This is a genomic window from Nocardioides rubriscoriae (assembly GCF_008087085.1).
In the GTDB taxonomy this organism is placed as follows: Bacteria; Actinomycetota; Actinomycetes; order Propionibacteriales; family Nocardioidaceae; genus Nocardioides; species Nocardioides rubriscoriae.
On sequence record NZ_VIYJ01000001.1, the window covers coordinates 476,852 to 490,806 of the forward strand.

A 13,955-nucleotide genomic window follows, 5' to 3' on the forward strand; every position below is an offset into this window, starting at 1 on the left:
CCTCGCGCCCATGAGTGACGAGCCCGCCGCCACCCCCGACGCCGCCCCGGCCGACGACGACCTGTCCCAGGAAGCCGTCCGCCGCGACAAGCGCGAGCGGCTGCTGGCCGAGGGCCACGAGCCCTACCCCGTCGCGGTGCCCCGCACCCACACGCTCGCGCAGGTGCGCGGGCAGTGGGCCCACCTCGAGACCGGCGAGGAGACCCAGGACGTCGTCGGCGTCGCCGGGCGCGTGATGTTCGTGCGCAACACCGGCAAGCTGTGCTTTGCCACGCTGCAGGAGGGCATCGGGACCCGGCTGCAGGTGATGCTGTCGCTGGCCGAGGTCGGCGAGGAGGCCCTCGAGGCCTGGAAGCGCACTGTCGACCTCGGTGACCACGTCTTCGTCTCCGGTCGCGTCATCTCCTCGCGCCGCGGCGAGCTGTCGGTGATGGCGTCGTCGTGGCAGATGGCCTCCAAGGCGCTGCGCCCGCTGCCGGTGCTCCACAAGGACCTGTCCGAGGAGGCGCGCGTCCGCCAGCGCTACGCCGACCTGATCGTGCGCCAGGAGGCGCGCGACATGGTGCGCGAGCGCTCGGCGATCACCCGCGCGGTGCGTCGTACGCTCGAGGAGCAGGGCTACCTCGAGATCGAGACCCCCGTCCTGCAGCTGGTCCACGGCGGCGCCAACGCGCGGCCGTTCCACACCCACCACAACGCGTTCGACCAGGACATGACCCTGCGGATCGCGCTCGAGCTCAACCTCAAGAAGGCCGTCGTCGGCGGCGTCGACCGGGTCTTCGAGATCGGGCGGATCTTCCGCAACGAGGGCGCCGACTCCACGCACTCCCCCGAGTTCACGATGCTCGAGGTCTACGAGGCCTACGGCGACCAGTTCACGATGGCCGCCTTGATGCGCGACATGTTCCTCGCCGCCGCCGACGCCATCGGCTCGCGCCGCGTCGAGACGCCGGCCGGGCTCGTCGACCTCGACGGCGAGTGGCCGTGGCTGCCCGTCTACGACGCGGTGTCCGCCGCGGTGGGCGAGGAGGTCACGACCACGACCCCCGCCGCGCGGCTGCGCGAGCTGCTCGCGCAGCACTCGCTCGAGTTCGACCCCGCGTGGGGCGCCGAGAAGCTCGTCCTCGAGCTGCTCTCCGAGCTCGTCGAGCCGACCCTGGTCCAGCCGACCTTCCTGTGCGACTACCCCGCCTCGGCCCAGCCCCTGGCCCGACCGCACCGTTCCAAGCCCGGCCTCATCGAGGCCTGGGACCTCATCATCGGCGGCGTCGAGCGCGGCACCGCCTTCTCCGAGCTGATCGACCCGGTGATCCAGCGCCAGGTGCTCGAGGCCCAGTCGCTCCTCGCCGCCGGCGGCGACCCCGAGGCCATGCAGGTCGACGAGGACTTCCTGCGCGCCCTCGAGTACGGCGCCCCGCCCATGGGCGGCCTCGGCCTCGGCCTGGACCGGATGATCATGCTCTTCACCGGCGTCGGCATCCGCGAGACCATCCTCTTCCCGCACCTGCGGCGCGAGGCGCGCTAGGCCCGCGGCGGCCAGCGCATGTAACTGACTGTTCATCGCTCATGTCGAGCGGTAGAGCGCCCAGGATGTACGCCGAACAGTCAGTTACATGTTCGCCGTCCCGGGCCCCCCAAGAAGGTTCTCCACAGGCCGGACAAGCGCAGGGTTCAACCGGCGACGAGTGCGGCACCAGAGCACCCATGACGCACCTCAACCCGCGCGTGGTGGCCCACCTCGCGTCCCACCACGGTCTGATCACGCCCGGACAGGCACGCGACCTCGGCATGTCGCAGACCTACATCACGCACATGCTGCGCGAGCGCCTGTGGCTGGTCCTGCACCGCGGCGTGTACGTCGACGCCGTGGTCTGGCGCGCGCTCGACCCCTGGCACGGTCAGCCGCTCCTGCGGGCCCGCGCAGCCCTGATGGTCATGAAGCGCGACGTCGTGCTCAGCCACGACTCCAGCGTGCACGCCCTGCGACTGGACTACCTGGCGCCGTACGGACCACCGGGGCCGTTCGTCCACGTGACCGGCCGCGGCAGCGCCAACGCGTGGGTCCGGGGCCGGGTCAAGCACCACCTCGCCCGCTTCGCCGACGACGACGTGGTCGAGGTCGGGGGGCTGAAGGTGCTCGGCGAGGCCAGGACCGTCGTCGACATCGCCCGCGAGCACGGCTACCGCGCGGGGCTCGTCACGGCTGACTCGGCGTTGCGCCGGGGGCTGCCAAAGGCGGCGCTGTGGAACGTCGCCGACGCCATGGCGAGCTGGCGGCACATCACCGTCGTCCGCGACGTCATCGAACATGCCGACCACCGTTCGCAGAGCGCCGCCGAGGTGCTGGCCCGCGACTTCCTGCAGGAGCTCGGCCTGGGCGACGTCGACCTGCAGTGGCCCAGGCAACGCTCTGACGGCCGCATCGCGTGGTGCGACCTTCGGATCGGACGCGTGGTCTTCGAGGTGCACGGCAAGATCAAGGTTCTGTCGCCCGCGGACGGCGGCGTCGCCTCGACGTCAGCGGCAGAGGTCCTCTGGGAGGACCGCAAGCGCGAGCGGCTGGTCGCCACGGACGGCTTGGCCCTCTGCAACCTCTACTGGGCCGATTTCTTCGGCAGCAACCGTGTCGCGGCGCAGGCCCGCGTGCGGGCCGAGGTCGCCCACACCATCGAGCGGTTCGGCGACAACGTCCTGCCCGACCGCCTCGACCGGGTCGCCCGCGAGATCCGCGCCCGCGAGGACCGGCCGGACGCTTCGTGAGCCGGTCCTGCGCAGGGTCCCTGACGTCGACGAGCAGATGTAACTGACTGTTCGCGGCACAGGTCGAGCGCTAGAGCGCCCAGGATCTGTGATGAACAGTCAGTTACATGCGCGACCGGCACGCCGCGGCCGCCGCCCGCTCAGCCCAGCAGCTCGTCGTACGCCGTGGGGCTGGAGTCGCGCAGGAACTCCGAGCAGCGCTCCCACTCGTCGTCCTCGCCGATGGCGCGGGCGGCCTTGGCGAGCAGGGACAGGCACACCAGGAAGCCGCGGTTGGGCTCGTGCTCCCACGGCACCGGGCCGTGGCCCTTCCAGCCGTTGCGGCGCAACATGTCGAGGGAGCGGTGGTAGCCGACGCGGGCGTAGGCGTAGACGGTCACCGCGTCGGCGTCGGCCGCCACCGACTCCGAGGCCAGGGCGGCCCAGGCGACAGGCGAGGCGGGGTGGGTCCGCACGACGTCGATGGGCGTGGAGCCGGACGCGAGGGCGTCGGCCGCGGGGTCGGGGGGCAGGTGGGTCGGCGGGGGGCCGGCCATCAGGTCGCCGAAGGAGCTCATGGCCCCATCATGGCGCCTACGTCGCGACGCCTGCCCGGCCGGGCGCCCCCGCAGAAGGAATGCCGAGGGGTGGGAAGGAATGTCCCCGCCAGGGTGTTCACTGCGATCGTGACCCGCACCGACCCCATGACCACCGACCTCGCGCGCCAGGACAAGGACCCCTGGCCGGCCCTCTTCGCCCTGTGCCTGGGCTTCTTCATGATCCTCGTCGACTCGACGATCGTGTCGGTCGCGACCCCGGCCCTCATCGAGGACCTCGGCTCCGACGTCAACGCCGTGGTGTGGGTGACCAGCGCCTACCTGCTGGCCTACGCCGTCCCGGTGCTCATCACGGGCCGTCTCGGCGACCGCTACGGCCCCAAGAACCTCTACCTCGCGGGCCTGACGGTGTTCACCCTGGCCAGCCTCGCGTGCGGCCTGACCAGCACGATCGAGGGCCTCATCATCGCCCGCGTCGTCCAGGGTCTCGGCGCCAGCATGATCACCCCGCAGACGATGGCGATCATCACCCGGATCTTCCCCGCCGAGCGCCGCGGCAAGGCGATGGCGCTGTGGGGCGCGACCGCCGGCGTCGCGACGCTGGTCGGACCGATCCTGGGCGGCGTCCTGGTCGACGTCGCGGGCTGGGAGTGGATCTTCTTCATCAACGTGCCGATCGGCGTCGTCGGCTTCGTCCTGGCCTGGCGGCTGGTGCCGACCCTCGAGACCCGCAGCCACCGCTTCGACTGGCTCGGGGTGGCGCTGTCCGGGGTCGGCATGTTCCTGCTCGTCTTCGGCATCCAGGAGGGCGAGCAGCTCGACTGGAGCACCCTGGTGTGGACCATGATCGCCGGCGGCCTGGTCGTCCTCGGAGGCTTCGTGCTCTGGCAGGCGCGCAACAAGGCCGAGCCGCTGGTGCCGCTGCACCTGTTCCGCGACCGCAACTTCTCGCTGGCCAACGTCGCGATCACCGTCATGGGGTTCTCGATCACCTCGGTCGCGATCCCGCTGATGCTGTGGGCCCAGCTGGTCCGTGGCTACAGCCCGACCCAGGCCGCGCTGCTGCTGGCGCCGATGGCCATCATGACGATCGGGCTCGCCAAGGTCGTCGGCGGGCTCACCGACCGGGTGCACCCCCGCTACCTGGTCAGCTTCGGCTTCGTGTCGCTGTTCGTGTCGCTGATCTGGCTCGTGCAGGGCATCACCCCCGACTCGGCGATCTGGACCGTGATCGCCCCGATGGCCCTCTTCGGCGTCGGCAACGCCTTCGTCTGGGCGCCCAACTCCGCGACCGCGACCCGCAACCTGCCCGGCCAGCTCGCCGGCGCCGGGTCCGGCGTCTACAACGCCACCCGCCAGCTCGGTGCCGTCGTCGGCGCCGCCGGCATCGCGGTCCTCATCGACGCCCGTCTGGTCGCCCAGGGCCTCGGCACCGGCGGCAGCGGCGAGGGCCGACTGCAGCGCCTGCCCGAGGTCGTGCAGGCGCCGTACGCCGAGGCGATGGGCCAGTCGCTCTACCTGCCGGCGTTCGCGTTCCTCATCGGGCTGGTGGCCGTGCTGTTCTTCGAGCGCCCCCAGCACGCGGGGTTCGCGCCCACCGCCGCCCGGCCCCCGGCCACCGCGGGGGTCCCGGCCGACTGAGCCGGCCGGGACCTCACGGGCTCAGCCGAGGGACCTGCCCGACGAGCGCAGGTTCTCGCACGCCTCGACGACCCGGGCGGCCATGCCGGCCTCGGCAGCCTTGCCCCAGGCGCGCGGGTCGTACATCTTCTTGTTGCCGACCTCGCCGTCGATCTTCAGCACGCCGTCGTAGTTGATCATCATGTGGGCGGCGACCGGGCGGGTGAAGGCGTACTGCGTGTCGGTGTCGACGTTCATCTTGACCACGCCGTAGTCGAGGGCCTCGGCGATCTCGTCGGGCGAGGAGCCCGAACCACCGTGGAAGACCAGGTGGAAGGGCTTGGCGCCCTTCTCGAGGCCGAACTCCTCCACGACCGCGGCCTGGGCGTCACGCAGCACCGACGGCCGCAGCTTGACGTTGCCCGGTTTGTAGACGCCGTGCACGTTGCCGAAGGTCAGCGCGGTCATGTAGTAACCCTGCTCGCCGTAGCCCAGGGCCTTGGCAGTGGCGATGGCGTCCTCGGGGGTCGAGTAGAGCTTGTCGTTGATCTCGGCCTCGACGCCGTCCTCCTCGCCGCCGACGACGCCCACCTCGATCTCGAGGATGATCCTGGCCGCGATGCACTTCTCGAGCAGCTCGGCGGCGATCGAGAGGTTCTCGTCGAGGGGCACGGCCGAGCCGTCCCACATGTGCGACTGGAACAGCGGGGCGTGGCCGGCCTTGACCCGCTCGATCGACAGGTCGAGCAGCGGGCGGACGAAGCCGTCGAGCTTGTCCTTGGGGCAGTGGTCGGTGTGCAGGGCGATGTTGACGGGGTAGCTCTTGGCGACCTCGGCGGCGTACGCCGCGAAGGCGAGCGAGCCCGAGACCATGTTCTTGACCTGCGGGCCGGAGAGGTACTCCGCGCCGCCGGTGGAAACCTGGATGATGCCGTCGCTCCCGGCGTCGGCGAACCCTTGGAGGGCCGCGTTGAGGGTCTGCGAGGACGACACATTGATGGCCGGGAACGCGTAGGAGCCCGCCTTCGCGGCGTCCAGCATCTCGGCGTACTTCTCAGGGGTGGCGATAGGCATGACCCCAACCTAGTGCCAACCCCTGCGTAGATTCATCGTCATGCGTCGCGCCCGAACACTCCACACGTCACGACGCTCGGCCGTCGTCGCGCTCGACCCCACCGCCGCCTGGGACGTCGTCGTGTCGGGCGAGAGCGGCCCGCAGTGGTACGTCGACGCCGCACCCCTGGTGGTGCGGCGCTGGATCGACCGGCTCGCCCTGGGCCCGGCGCTGCGCCGCGAGCCACCCGGACGTCCGCGGCTCGCGACCGGCGACGAGGTGGGGTTCTGGAAGGTCGTCGACGCCGACCACCGCTCCCGCCACCTCGTGCTCGTCGCCCGGGTGCGCTCGCCGGGCCGCGTCACCCTCGAGGTCCGGACCCGGCCGCACGGCCAGGGCGCCGAGGTCGAGCTGACCGTCACGCTCAGCCCGCGTGGTCTCGTGGGGCGGGTCTACGAGCTGGTCGACCTGCCGGCGCGTGAGGCGGTCAGCGAGCTGCTGATGCTGCACCTGCTCACCGTGCTGCGCCGCCGTGACGCGACCTCCGCGGCGTGCTGATCGTCCGCCACGACGATCGGGCGTTCTCCTCCGCGCGCGGGTGGTCCTCGTCTAGGGTCCTTGCGACTCGGCCATCTCGGACAGAAGGACATCTCGTGAAGACCTCCCCCCTGCGCGCCCTCGGCGGCGCGGTGCTCGTCGCCGCCCTCGCCGGCGCCCTGCTCAACCCCCCGGCGGCGTCGTACGCCGCGGGTGCGACCGTCCAGGCCCGCGCCACGGCCGACAAGCCGGCCGTCGGCAGCTGCCACGCGCTGACGCTGGCCGAGGCCGCGAAGGCGACCGACCCCGACCCGGTCGTCGACTGCGCGACGTCGCACACCTCGCGGACCTTCGCGGTCCCGTCGGTGCCCGACGGCGTCGACATGGGCGACAACGACGCCCTGAGCAAGGTGGTCACCCGCAAGTGCGTCCCCGCCTACGCGACGGCGGTCAGCACCAACATCAAGAAGCGACTGCTCTCGGCCTACTTCTACGTCTGGTTCGCCCCGACCCAGCAGCAGATCGACGCCGGTGCGCGGTGGGTGCGCTGCGACCTCGCTCTGAGCGGCGGCAAGAGCCTCGTGCCGCTGCCCGAGGCCAAGACCCCCGCGCTGGGCACGACCCCGTTCCCCGACGTCGAGGCCCGCTGCTACACCGGCCGGGCCGGCGGCTTCCGCCCGCTGTCCTGCAGCCGAGCCCACCGGTTCCGCGCCAGGAGCGTCTACTCGATGACGGGGCGCGCCTACCCCTCCCAGGCGAAGCGCCAGCGCGTCGCGGAGCGTCGGTGCAGGCCGGTGGCGGGTCAGCGGTGGACCGTGTTCGGGCCGTCCCAGGAGCAGTGGAAGGCCGGCTTCAAGTACTTCGTCTGCACGACCGCCACCCGGCGCTGACCGCCCGGCTCACCCCCGCCACGCGTCACCGCCGCCGAGGTCGGCGTGCACCCGCACCCAGGCGTGCATGGCGATCGCGGCGGCGGCCGAGGCGTTGATCGAGCGGGTCGAGCCGAACTGCGCGATCGAGAACGTGCCCGCGCACGACTCCCTGGCGGAGTCGGACAGACCGGGTCCCTCCTGACCGAAGAGGAAGCACAGGCGCCGCGGCACCTCCATCGTCTCGAGGTGCCGCGAGCCGGGCAGGTTGTCGATGCCCCACAACGGCACCGGGACGTCGAGCCCGTCGAGGTAGGCCGCCAGGTCGGCGACCGTCGGGTGGTGACGCACGTGCTGGTAGCGGTCGGTGACCATCGCACCGCGCCGGTTCCAGCGCCGCTCCCCCACGATGTGCACCTCGGCGGCCAGGAACGCGTTGGCGGTGCGCACGATCGTGCCGATGTTGAAGTCGTGCTGCCAGTTCTCGATGGCGACGTGGAACCCGTGGCGCCGGGTGTCGAGGTCGGCGCGGATCGCCTCCAGGCTCCAGTAGCGGTAGCGGTCGACGACGTTGCGCCGGTCGCCGTCGGCGAGCAGCGCGGCGTCGTAGACCTCGCTGCCCGGGCCGCTGGGCCACGGGCCCTCCCAGGGCCCGACACCCACCTCGGGCCGGCCGTGCGGCATCGGGTCGTACGGCGCCCGCGCCGGTGGACCCACGGCGGGATCCGGGGTGATCTCAGGGTCGGTCTCCCGCACGCCCGCGACCCTACGGCAGGTACCGTGGGCGCGTGAGCCTGACCGTTGCCGCCGACCACCTGGCTCCGATGCTGCTCGGCATCAAGTGGCTCGACCCCAACTGGCTGCTCGACCAGTACGGCGCGGGGTTCATCTGGCTCAGCCTCGCGATCGTGTTCGTCGAGTGCGGCCTGTTCTTCCCGTTCCTGCCCGGTGACACCCTGCTGTTCGCCCTCGGCCTGTTCATCGCCGGGCAGCAGATCGAGGTCATCGGCGTCTCCAACGAGCCGGTCGAGCTCGTGATGGCGCTGCTCGTGCTCACCCTGGCGGCCTTCCTCGGCAACGTCGTCGGCTACGAGATCGGGCGCAGGCTGGGCCCACCACTCTACGAGCGCGACGGCCGGCTGCTCAAGCGCAAGTACTTCGACAACACCAGCGCCTTCTTCGAGAAGCACGGCAACAAGGCCCTCGTGATCGGCCGGTTCGTGCCCTTCGTGCGCACCTTCATCACCGTGGTGGCCGGCGTGACCCAGATGCAGCGCCGCCGCTTCTTCATCTGGAGCTTCGTGGGAGCGCTGCTGTGGGTGTTCAGCATCGTCCTGATCGGCTACTTCCTGGGCGCCGCGTTCCCGGTGATCGGCGAGAACATCGACTACGCCGCGATCGCCATCGCGATCTTCACCATCGCCCCGCTGCTCTACGAGGGCATCCGGCACCGCCGTGAGCTCGGGTTCGACGACGAGGACGACGAGGCGGCCCCGACCGCCGACACGACCGCCGAGACGTCGGGCGACCTCCCCGGCGCCGTCGAGGCCTGAGCCCCAGCCGGCCTCAGCCGGCCGCGGCCACCGCGTCGAGGTCGGCGCGGGTGAGCACCGAGCGCACCTCGAGGCCCACGTCGGCCAGCGGGTTCTCACCGGCCGGTGAGCGGTCGATCGCGCACACGACCACCTCGACGATCGCGCCGCTCTCGCGCAGCGCGCGGGTGGCGTCGCGCACGGCGCCGCCGGTGGTGATGACGTCCTCGACGAGCGTGACCCGCTTGCCGTCGTACGACGGGCCCTCGGCGAGCTTGCAGGTGCCGTAGGTCTTGGCCTGCTTGCGCACGAACAGCGCGGGGGTGCCGGTGATGGCGCTGACCACGGTGGCCAGCGGGATGCCGCCCATCTCGAGCCCGCCGAGCAGGTCGGTGTCGTGCGGGAGGAGCTGGATCATCTCCCGGGCGACACGCCCGAGCAGCAGCGGGTCGGCCTCGAAGAGGTACTTGTCGAAGTAGGTGTCGGACACCTGCCCGGAGCGGAGGGTGAACTCGCCCCTCAGGCGGCACGTGGCGTCGATGTCGGCAGCGAGCGAGTCGTCGGTGGTGGTCACGTCAGTAGTCTCCCAGGGGTGACCGCCTCCCGTCTGCACGGCATCGCGCCCACGATCTTCGCCGAGATGTCGGCCCTCGCAGCGCGCACCGGCTCGGTCAACCTGGGCCAAGGCTTCCCCGACGAGGACGGTCCGGCCGAGGTGCTCGCCGCCGCCGTCGCCGCGCTGGAGGGCGGGGCCAACCAGTACGCCCCCGGGATCGGCGTACCCGCGCTGCGGCGGGCCATCGCCGACCACCAGCGCCGCCACTACGGCCTCGACCTCGACCCCGACACCCAGGTCGCCGTCACCACCGGGTGCACCGAGGCCGTGGCCGCCGCCCTGCTCGGGCTGGTCGAGCCCGGCGACGAGGTCGTGGTGCTCGAGCCCTACTACGACTCCTACCTCGCGATGCTGCAGATGGCCGGCGGCGCACGCCGCCCGGTCACCCTGCGCTCCCCCGACTTCCGCGTCGACCTCGACGAGCTGCGAGCCGCGGTGACCCCCCGCACCCGGTTCGTGCTGCTCAACAGCCCGCACAACCCGACCGGCACGGTGCTCACCCGCACCGAGGTCGAGGCGGTCGCGGCGCTGGCGATCGAGCACGACCTGACGGTCATCACCGACGAGGTCTACGAGCACCTGGTCTTCGACGGCCCCGGCGACCCCGAGCACGTCCCGGTCGCGACCCTGCCGGGCATGGCCGAGCGGACCCTGAGCCTGTCGAGCATCGGCAAGTCCTACTCGCTGACCGGCTGGAAGGTCGGCTGGGCCACGGGGCCGGTCCACCTCGTCGCCGCGATGGTCGCCGCCAAGCAGTGGCTGACCTTCACCTCCGGTGCCCCGCTGCAGCCGGCGGCCGCGGTCGCGCTCACCGAGCACCCCGACTGGCCGCGGGCCCTCGCGCGCGAGCTGCAGGCCAAGCGCGACCTGCTGGTCGCAGGGCTGACCGCCGCCGGCCTGCCGACCTCGACGCCGCAGGGCACCTACTTCGCGACCTCCGACGTGCGCGAGCTCGGCTGGGACGACGGCCTGGCCTTCTGCCTGGCCCTGCCCGAGCGTGCGGGGGTGGTCGCGATCCCCGCGCAGGTCTTCTACGACGACCCCGCCGGCCCCGGTCGTCACCTCGTGCGCTGGGCCTTCTGCAAGAGGCGGACCGTGCTGGCCGAGGCGGTGGCCCGGCTCGGGTCTGTCGACCTCACGCGCTGAGGTCCCTGCTCCCGCTGCATCCGCAAGTCGGTGCGCGAGGCACGGGGATGAGTCATCATCGACACATGACAGCCCTGGGGAGGGACGGCGTCTTCGCGTGCGACGGCGAGATGGCCCGACGCGCCCGCGAGTTCGACTGGGCCACCACGCCGCTGGGCCCGGTCGAGACGTGGTCGGCGAGTCTGCGCACCGCGGTGGCCATCGTGCTGCGCACGCGCTACCCGATGATCCTGAGCTGGGGACCGTCGTTCGTGATGATCTACAACGACGCCTTCATCCCGACCCTCGGCCGCAAGCACCCCGGCGCGCTGGGCGGACTGCTGACCCACGAGTTCGCCGAGATCTGGGACGACGTCGGTCCGCTCCAACGTGCGGTCCTCGCCGGAGGCTCCGCCACCTGGGAGGAGGACCTCCCGCTGCCCATCGAGCGGGGGCACGGCCCGGAGGAGACGTTCTTCACCTTCTCCTACTCCCACGTCCCCGACGACGACGGGCCCGGCGGGGTGCTCGCGGTCCTCAGCGTCACCACCGAGAAGGTCGTGGGAGCCCGGCGGATCGCGCTGCTCAACGCGCTGGCCTCACAAGCGACCGCCATCGGCTCGGTGGACCAGGCCACCGCCGCGCTCGACGCCGTGCTGGCGGGGGCCAGCACCGAGCTGGTCGGCGCCGCGCTGCTGCTGACCCTCGACGACGGGCCGACCCTGGTCATGGGCTTCGACGACACCGGCGAGGCCGTCGACCGACCCGACGCCGACTCCGTGAGGGCCAGCCCGCGCCTGCTCGCCACGCGGGCGCTGGCCTCCGGTGAGCAGGAGGTCGACGTGATCGACGTACCCGGCCGCGGACGCGCGACCCGGGTCGCCTGCCCCGTCCGTGACGGCGACAAGGTCGTCGGCGTGCTCGTGGTCGACCCCCACCCGCTGCGACCAGTTGACGACGAGCACCTGCGGTTCCTCGACCTCCTGGCCGGAACGGCCGGGCAGCTGCTGGCCCTGGGGCACGCGCGCCAGGAGGAGACCGAGCGGCTCGCCGCCCTGGACCGTCTCGACGCGGCCAGGACCGCGTTCCTGTCGACGGTCAGCCACGAGCTCCGCACCCCGCTGACCCTGGTGCTGGGGCCCCTCGAGGACGTCGTCAACGGACGGCGCGACGCGCTCGACCCCGACGAGGTCCTCGACATGTACCGCAGTGCCGAGCGGCTCCTCGGCCTGGTGGAGGCGTTGCTCGACATCTCGCGGGCCAACACCGTGGGCCTGGCGGCCCAGTGGCGACCCACGGACGTCCGGGCGATCACCGCCGAGGTCCTGCGCCCCTTCCGGTTGGCCGCCGACCGCGCCGGGTTGACGCTGGTCACCGCCCTCCAGGCCGACATCGAGGTGGTCGAGCTCGACGCCGACCTCTGGGAGAAGATCCTCATCAACCTGGTCGCCAACGCGCTGAAGTTCACCGAGGCCGGACAGGTCACCGTCTCCCTGAGCACCGCGCCCGACCCCTCGGCCGGCTCCTCGCTCGTGCTGCAGGTGCAGGACACCGGCCCCGGGATCCCCCCCGAGGACCAGTCGGCCGTCTTCGACCGGTTCCACCGCATCCAGACCCCCGGCGCGCGCAGCATCGAGGGCAGCGGCCTCGGGCTGGCCGTGGCCCTGGAGTCGGCCCGTGCCCTGGGCGGCGAGCTCACGGTGCACTCGGTCCCCGGCGAGGGGTCGACGTTCACCGCCGTCGTACCGCTGCTGGCGTCGACCCAGGACGCGCGGCCCCGGGCGGCCACCCGGCGGGCCGCCTCGATGGCCGAGAGCCTGGTGCCGCTCTCGGCGTCGGCCTTCGTGCCCGACGACGTGACCGAGCCCGACGTCGCCGAGGCCCCCACGGACGGCTCCCGGCCCGTGGTCCTCGTGGTCGACGACCACGCCGCGCTGCGCCACCGGGTGGCCCGGACGCTGTCCCCCCTCGGCACGATCCTCACCGCCGAGGACGGGCAGGCTGCGTGGGAGCTGCTCGACGGTGGGCGGCACGTCGACCTCGTCGTCACCGACGTGATGATGCCCCGCCTCGACGGCCACGAGCTCGTACGACGGGTGCGCGCCGACCCACGCCTGCGCAGCCTGCCGGTCGTCGTCCTGTCGGCCCGCGCCGGGAGCGAGGCCGCGAGCGAGGCCATGAGCCTGCTGGCCGACGACTACGTCGTGAAGCCCTTCGGCTCCGAGGAGCTGCTCGTGCGCTGCCGCACCGCGCTGGAGCTGGCCGGCCTGCGCACCCAGGAGGCGGGACGCCACGCCCGGACCCTCATCCTCGCGGGCGTCTCCCACGACATGCAGACCCCTCTGGCGATCGTCGGGGCCGCGCTCGAGCTCGCGTCCGACCCGGAGATCCCGGAGGAGACTCGGCGCGACCTGCTCGTGCGGGCCGAGCCCCGGGTCGCCCACCTGCGCCGACTGGTACTGCGCTTCCTCGACTGGTCGCGGCTGTCGGTCGACGAGGGGCTGCCGATCGCCGTGTCGGTCGTCGACCTGGCCCCGTTGCTGGGCGCGGTGGCGGCCGGCCGGCCGGGAGTCACGCTGACGCTGCCCTCGACCCGGGCGTGGGCCCGCTGCGACGAGCTGCGCACGGAGGCGGCCCTGCACAACCTGGTCGACAACGCCTGTCGGGCCGCCACCCACGTCGCGATCGAGGTGGACACCACCGGATCCGAGATGGTGGTCCGGGTCCGCGACGACGGCCCGGGGATCGACGCGGCGGTGGCGGCCTCCCTGTTCGACCCGTTCACGGGGATCGGACGACCGGGGTCCCACGGGCTCGGGTTGTACGTCTCGCGCGAGGCGGCCCGCGCCCAGGGCGGCGACCTCGTCCTGGAGGAGACCTCGGCCACCGGCACGACCTTCGCCCTCCACCTGCCGGCCGCCCGACTCGAGGAACCCTGACATGCGGGTCCTGCTGGCCGACGACGACCCGGACATCCGGCTGGTCCTGTCGGCGATGATGGCTCGTCGTGGGTGGTCGGTGGTCACCGCGAACCACGGCGAGGAGGCCCTCGCCCGGCTTGCCGACACCGACGTCGACGCGGCGATCCTCGACCAGCAGATGCCACCGGTGCTCGGCATGGAGGTCGCGCACGAGGCACGGCGCCGCGGGCTGACCCTGCCGCTGGTCCTGTGCACCGGATGGAGCGGCACCGTCGACCGCGACGAGGCCGACCGGCTCGACGTCGTCGTGGCGGACAAGACCCAGCTCTCGGCGACCGTCCAGCTGCTCGCCGACCTGCTCGACCACGCCTGAGCGTCCGCTGCG

The 13,955-nt window shown here is 72.2% G+C and carries 13 protein-coding genes; 9 read left to right on the forward strand and 4 right to left on the reverse strand.

Going from position 1 to position 13,955, the window contains the following annotated elements:
* Positions 1-10 precede the first annotated feature (10 nt).
* Positions 11-1,525, forward strand: coding sequence for a lysine--tRNA ligase (lysS, locus tag FZC61_RS02315; protein WP_148612052.1), 1,515 nt, complete (start codon positions 11-13; stop codon positions 1,523-1,525).
* 179 nt (positions 1,526-1,704) lie between these two features.
* Positions 1,705-2,760: a type IV toxin-antitoxin system AbiEi family antitoxin domain-containing protein gene (locus tag FZC61_RS02320; RefSeq protein ID WP_170285940.1), complete on the forward strand. Its 1,056-nt coding sequence runs from the start codon at positions 1,705-1,707 to the stop codon at positions 2,758-2,760.
* 140 nt (positions 2,761-2,900) lie between these two features.
* Here FZC61_RS02320 and FZC61_RS02325 read toward each other — a convergent pair whose 3' ends face one another.
* A complete protein-coding gene (locus FZC61_RS02325) occupies positions 2,901-3,317 on the reverse strand; it encodes a DUF3151 domain-containing protein (RefSeq protein ID WP_148612056.1) in 417 nt (138 codons plus the stop codon).
* 126 nt (positions 3,318-3,443) lie between these two features.
* Here FZC61_RS02325 and FZC61_RS02330 point away from each other — a divergent pair, with 126 nt between their 5' ends.
* Positions 3,444-4,937 carry a DHA2 family efflux MFS transporter permease subunit gene (locus FZC61_RS02330; protein WP_148612549.1) on the forward strand — a complete coding sequence of 498 codons (1,494 nt, stop codon included), beginning with the start codon at positions 3,444-3,446 and terminating at the stop codon, positions 4,935-4,937.
* Between the two features lie 21 nt (positions 4,938-4,958).
* On the opposite strand, the gene fbaA is transcribed toward FZC61_RS02330, so the two are convergent.
* Positions 4,959-5,990 carry a class II fructose-bisphosphate aldolase gene (gene fbaA / locus FZC61_RS02335; RefSeq protein ID WP_148612058.1) on the reverse strand — a complete coding sequence of 344 codons (1,032 nt, stop codon included), beginning with the start codon at positions 5,988-5,990 and terminating at the stop codon, positions 4,959-4,961.
* Positions 5,991-6,030: 40 nt separating this feature from the next.
* Between fbaA and FZC61_RS02340 the strand changes: the two genes are divergently transcribed.
* Both FZC61_RS02340 and FZC61_RS02345 read left to right on the forward strand, forming a co-directional pair.
* A complete protein-coding gene (locus tag FZC61_RS02340) occupies positions 6,031-6,528 on the forward strand; it encodes a DUF2867 domain-containing protein (protein ID WP_148612060.1) in 498 nt (165 codons plus the stop codon).
* Between the two features lie 95 nt (positions 6,529-6,623).
* A complete protein-coding gene (locus FZC61_RS02345; RefSeq protein ID WP_170285941.1) occupies positions 6,624-7,397 on the forward strand; it encodes a septum formation family protein in 774 nt (257 codons plus the stop codon).
* A gap of 9 nt (positions 7,398-7,406) precedes the next feature.
* Here the strand turns inward: FZC61_RS02345 and FZC61_RS02350 are convergent, their stop codons facing one another.
* The gene (locus tag FZC61_RS02350) at positions 7,407-8,060 is read right to left on the reverse strand and encodes a TrmH family RNA methyltransferase (RefSeq protein ID WP_148612550.1); all 654 of its coding nucleotides are present in this window, start codon (positions 8,058-8,060) and stop codon (positions 7,407-7,409) included.
* 104 nt (positions 8,061-8,164) lie between these two features.
* On the opposite strand from FZC61_RS02350, the gene FZC61_RS02355 reads away from it, so the two are divergent.
* On the forward strand, positions 8,165-8,929 hold the full coding sequence (locus FZC61_RS02355; RefSeq protein WP_246142471.1) for a DedA family protein: 765 nt from the start codon (positions 8,165-8,167) through the stop codon (positions 8,927-8,929).
* A gap of 13 nt (positions 8,930-8,942) precedes the next feature.
* Here FZC61_RS02355 and pyrE read toward each other — a convergent pair whose 3' ends face one another.
* The gene (pyrE, locus tag FZC61_RS02360) at positions 8,943-9,482 is read right to left on the reverse strand and encodes an orotate phosphoribosyltransferase (protein WP_211357042.1); all 540 of its coding nucleotides are present in this window, start codon (positions 9,480-9,482) and stop codon (positions 8,943-8,945) included.
* A gap of 18 nt (positions 9,483-9,500) precedes the next feature.
* Here pyrE and FZC61_RS02365 point away from each other — a divergent pair, with 18 nt between their 5' ends.
* The 3 genes from FZC61_RS02365 to FZC61_RS02375 all read left to right on the forward strand — a co-directional run bounded on the left by FZC61_RS02365 (position 9,501) and on the right by FZC61_RS02375 (position 13,943).
* Complete coding sequence (locus FZC61_RS02365) at positions 9,501-10,670, forward strand: pyridoxal phosphate-dependent aminotransferase (protein WP_148612064.1); 1,170 nt, start codon at positions 9,501-9,503, stop codon at positions 10,668-10,670.
* 65 nt (positions 10,671-10,735) lie between these two features.
* On the forward strand, positions 10,736-13,588 hold the full coding sequence (locus FZC61_RS02370; protein ID WP_170285942.1) for an ATP-binding protein: 2,853 nt from the start codon (positions 10,736-10,738) through the stop codon (positions 13,586-13,588).
* Between the two features lies 1 nt (position 13,589).
* A complete protein-coding gene (locus tag FZC61_RS02375; RefSeq protein ID WP_148612068.1) occupies positions 13,590-13,943 on the forward strand; it encodes a response regulator in 354 nt (117 codons plus the stop codon).
* The last annotated feature ends 12 nt before the right edge of the window (positions 13,944-13,955 follow it).

Coding starts and splice junctions, on each gene's coding strand:
- FZC61_RS02350 (WP_148612550.1), bottom strand. CDS start 8,060: ATGCCGCACGGCCGGCCCGAGGTGGGTGTCGGGCCCTGGGAGGGCCCG.
- fbaA (WP_148612058.1), bottom strand. CDS start 5,990: ATGCCTATCGCCACCCCTGAGAAGTACGCCGAGATGCTGGACGCCGCG.
- FZC61_RS02325 (WP_148612056.1), bottom strand. CDS start 3,317: ATGAGCTCCTTCGGCGACCTGATGGCCGGCCCCCCGCCGACCCACCTG.
- FZC61_RS02370 (WP_170285942.1), top strand. CDS start 10,736: ATGACAGCCCTGGGGAGGGACGGCGTCTTCGCGTGCGACGGCGAGATG.
- FZC61_RS02375 (WP_148612068.1), top strand. CDS start 13,590: ATGCGGGTCCTGCTGGCCGACGACGACCCGGACATCCGGCTGGTCCTG.
- FZC61_RS02340 (WP_148612060.1), top strand. CDS start 6,031: ATGCGTCGCGCCCGAACACTCCACACGTCACGACGCTCGGCCGTCGTC.
- FZC61_RS02330 (WP_148612549.1), top strand. CDS start 3,444: ATGACCACCGACCTCGCGCGCCAGGACAAGGACCCCTGGCCGGCCCTC.
- FZC61_RS02320 (WP_170285940.1), top strand. CDS start 1,705: ATGACGCACCTCAACCCGCGCGTGGTGGCCCACCTCGCGTCCCACCAC.
- lysS (WP_148612052.1), top strand. CDS start 11: ATGAGTGACGAGCCCGCCGCCACCCCCGACGCCGCCCCGGCCGACGAC.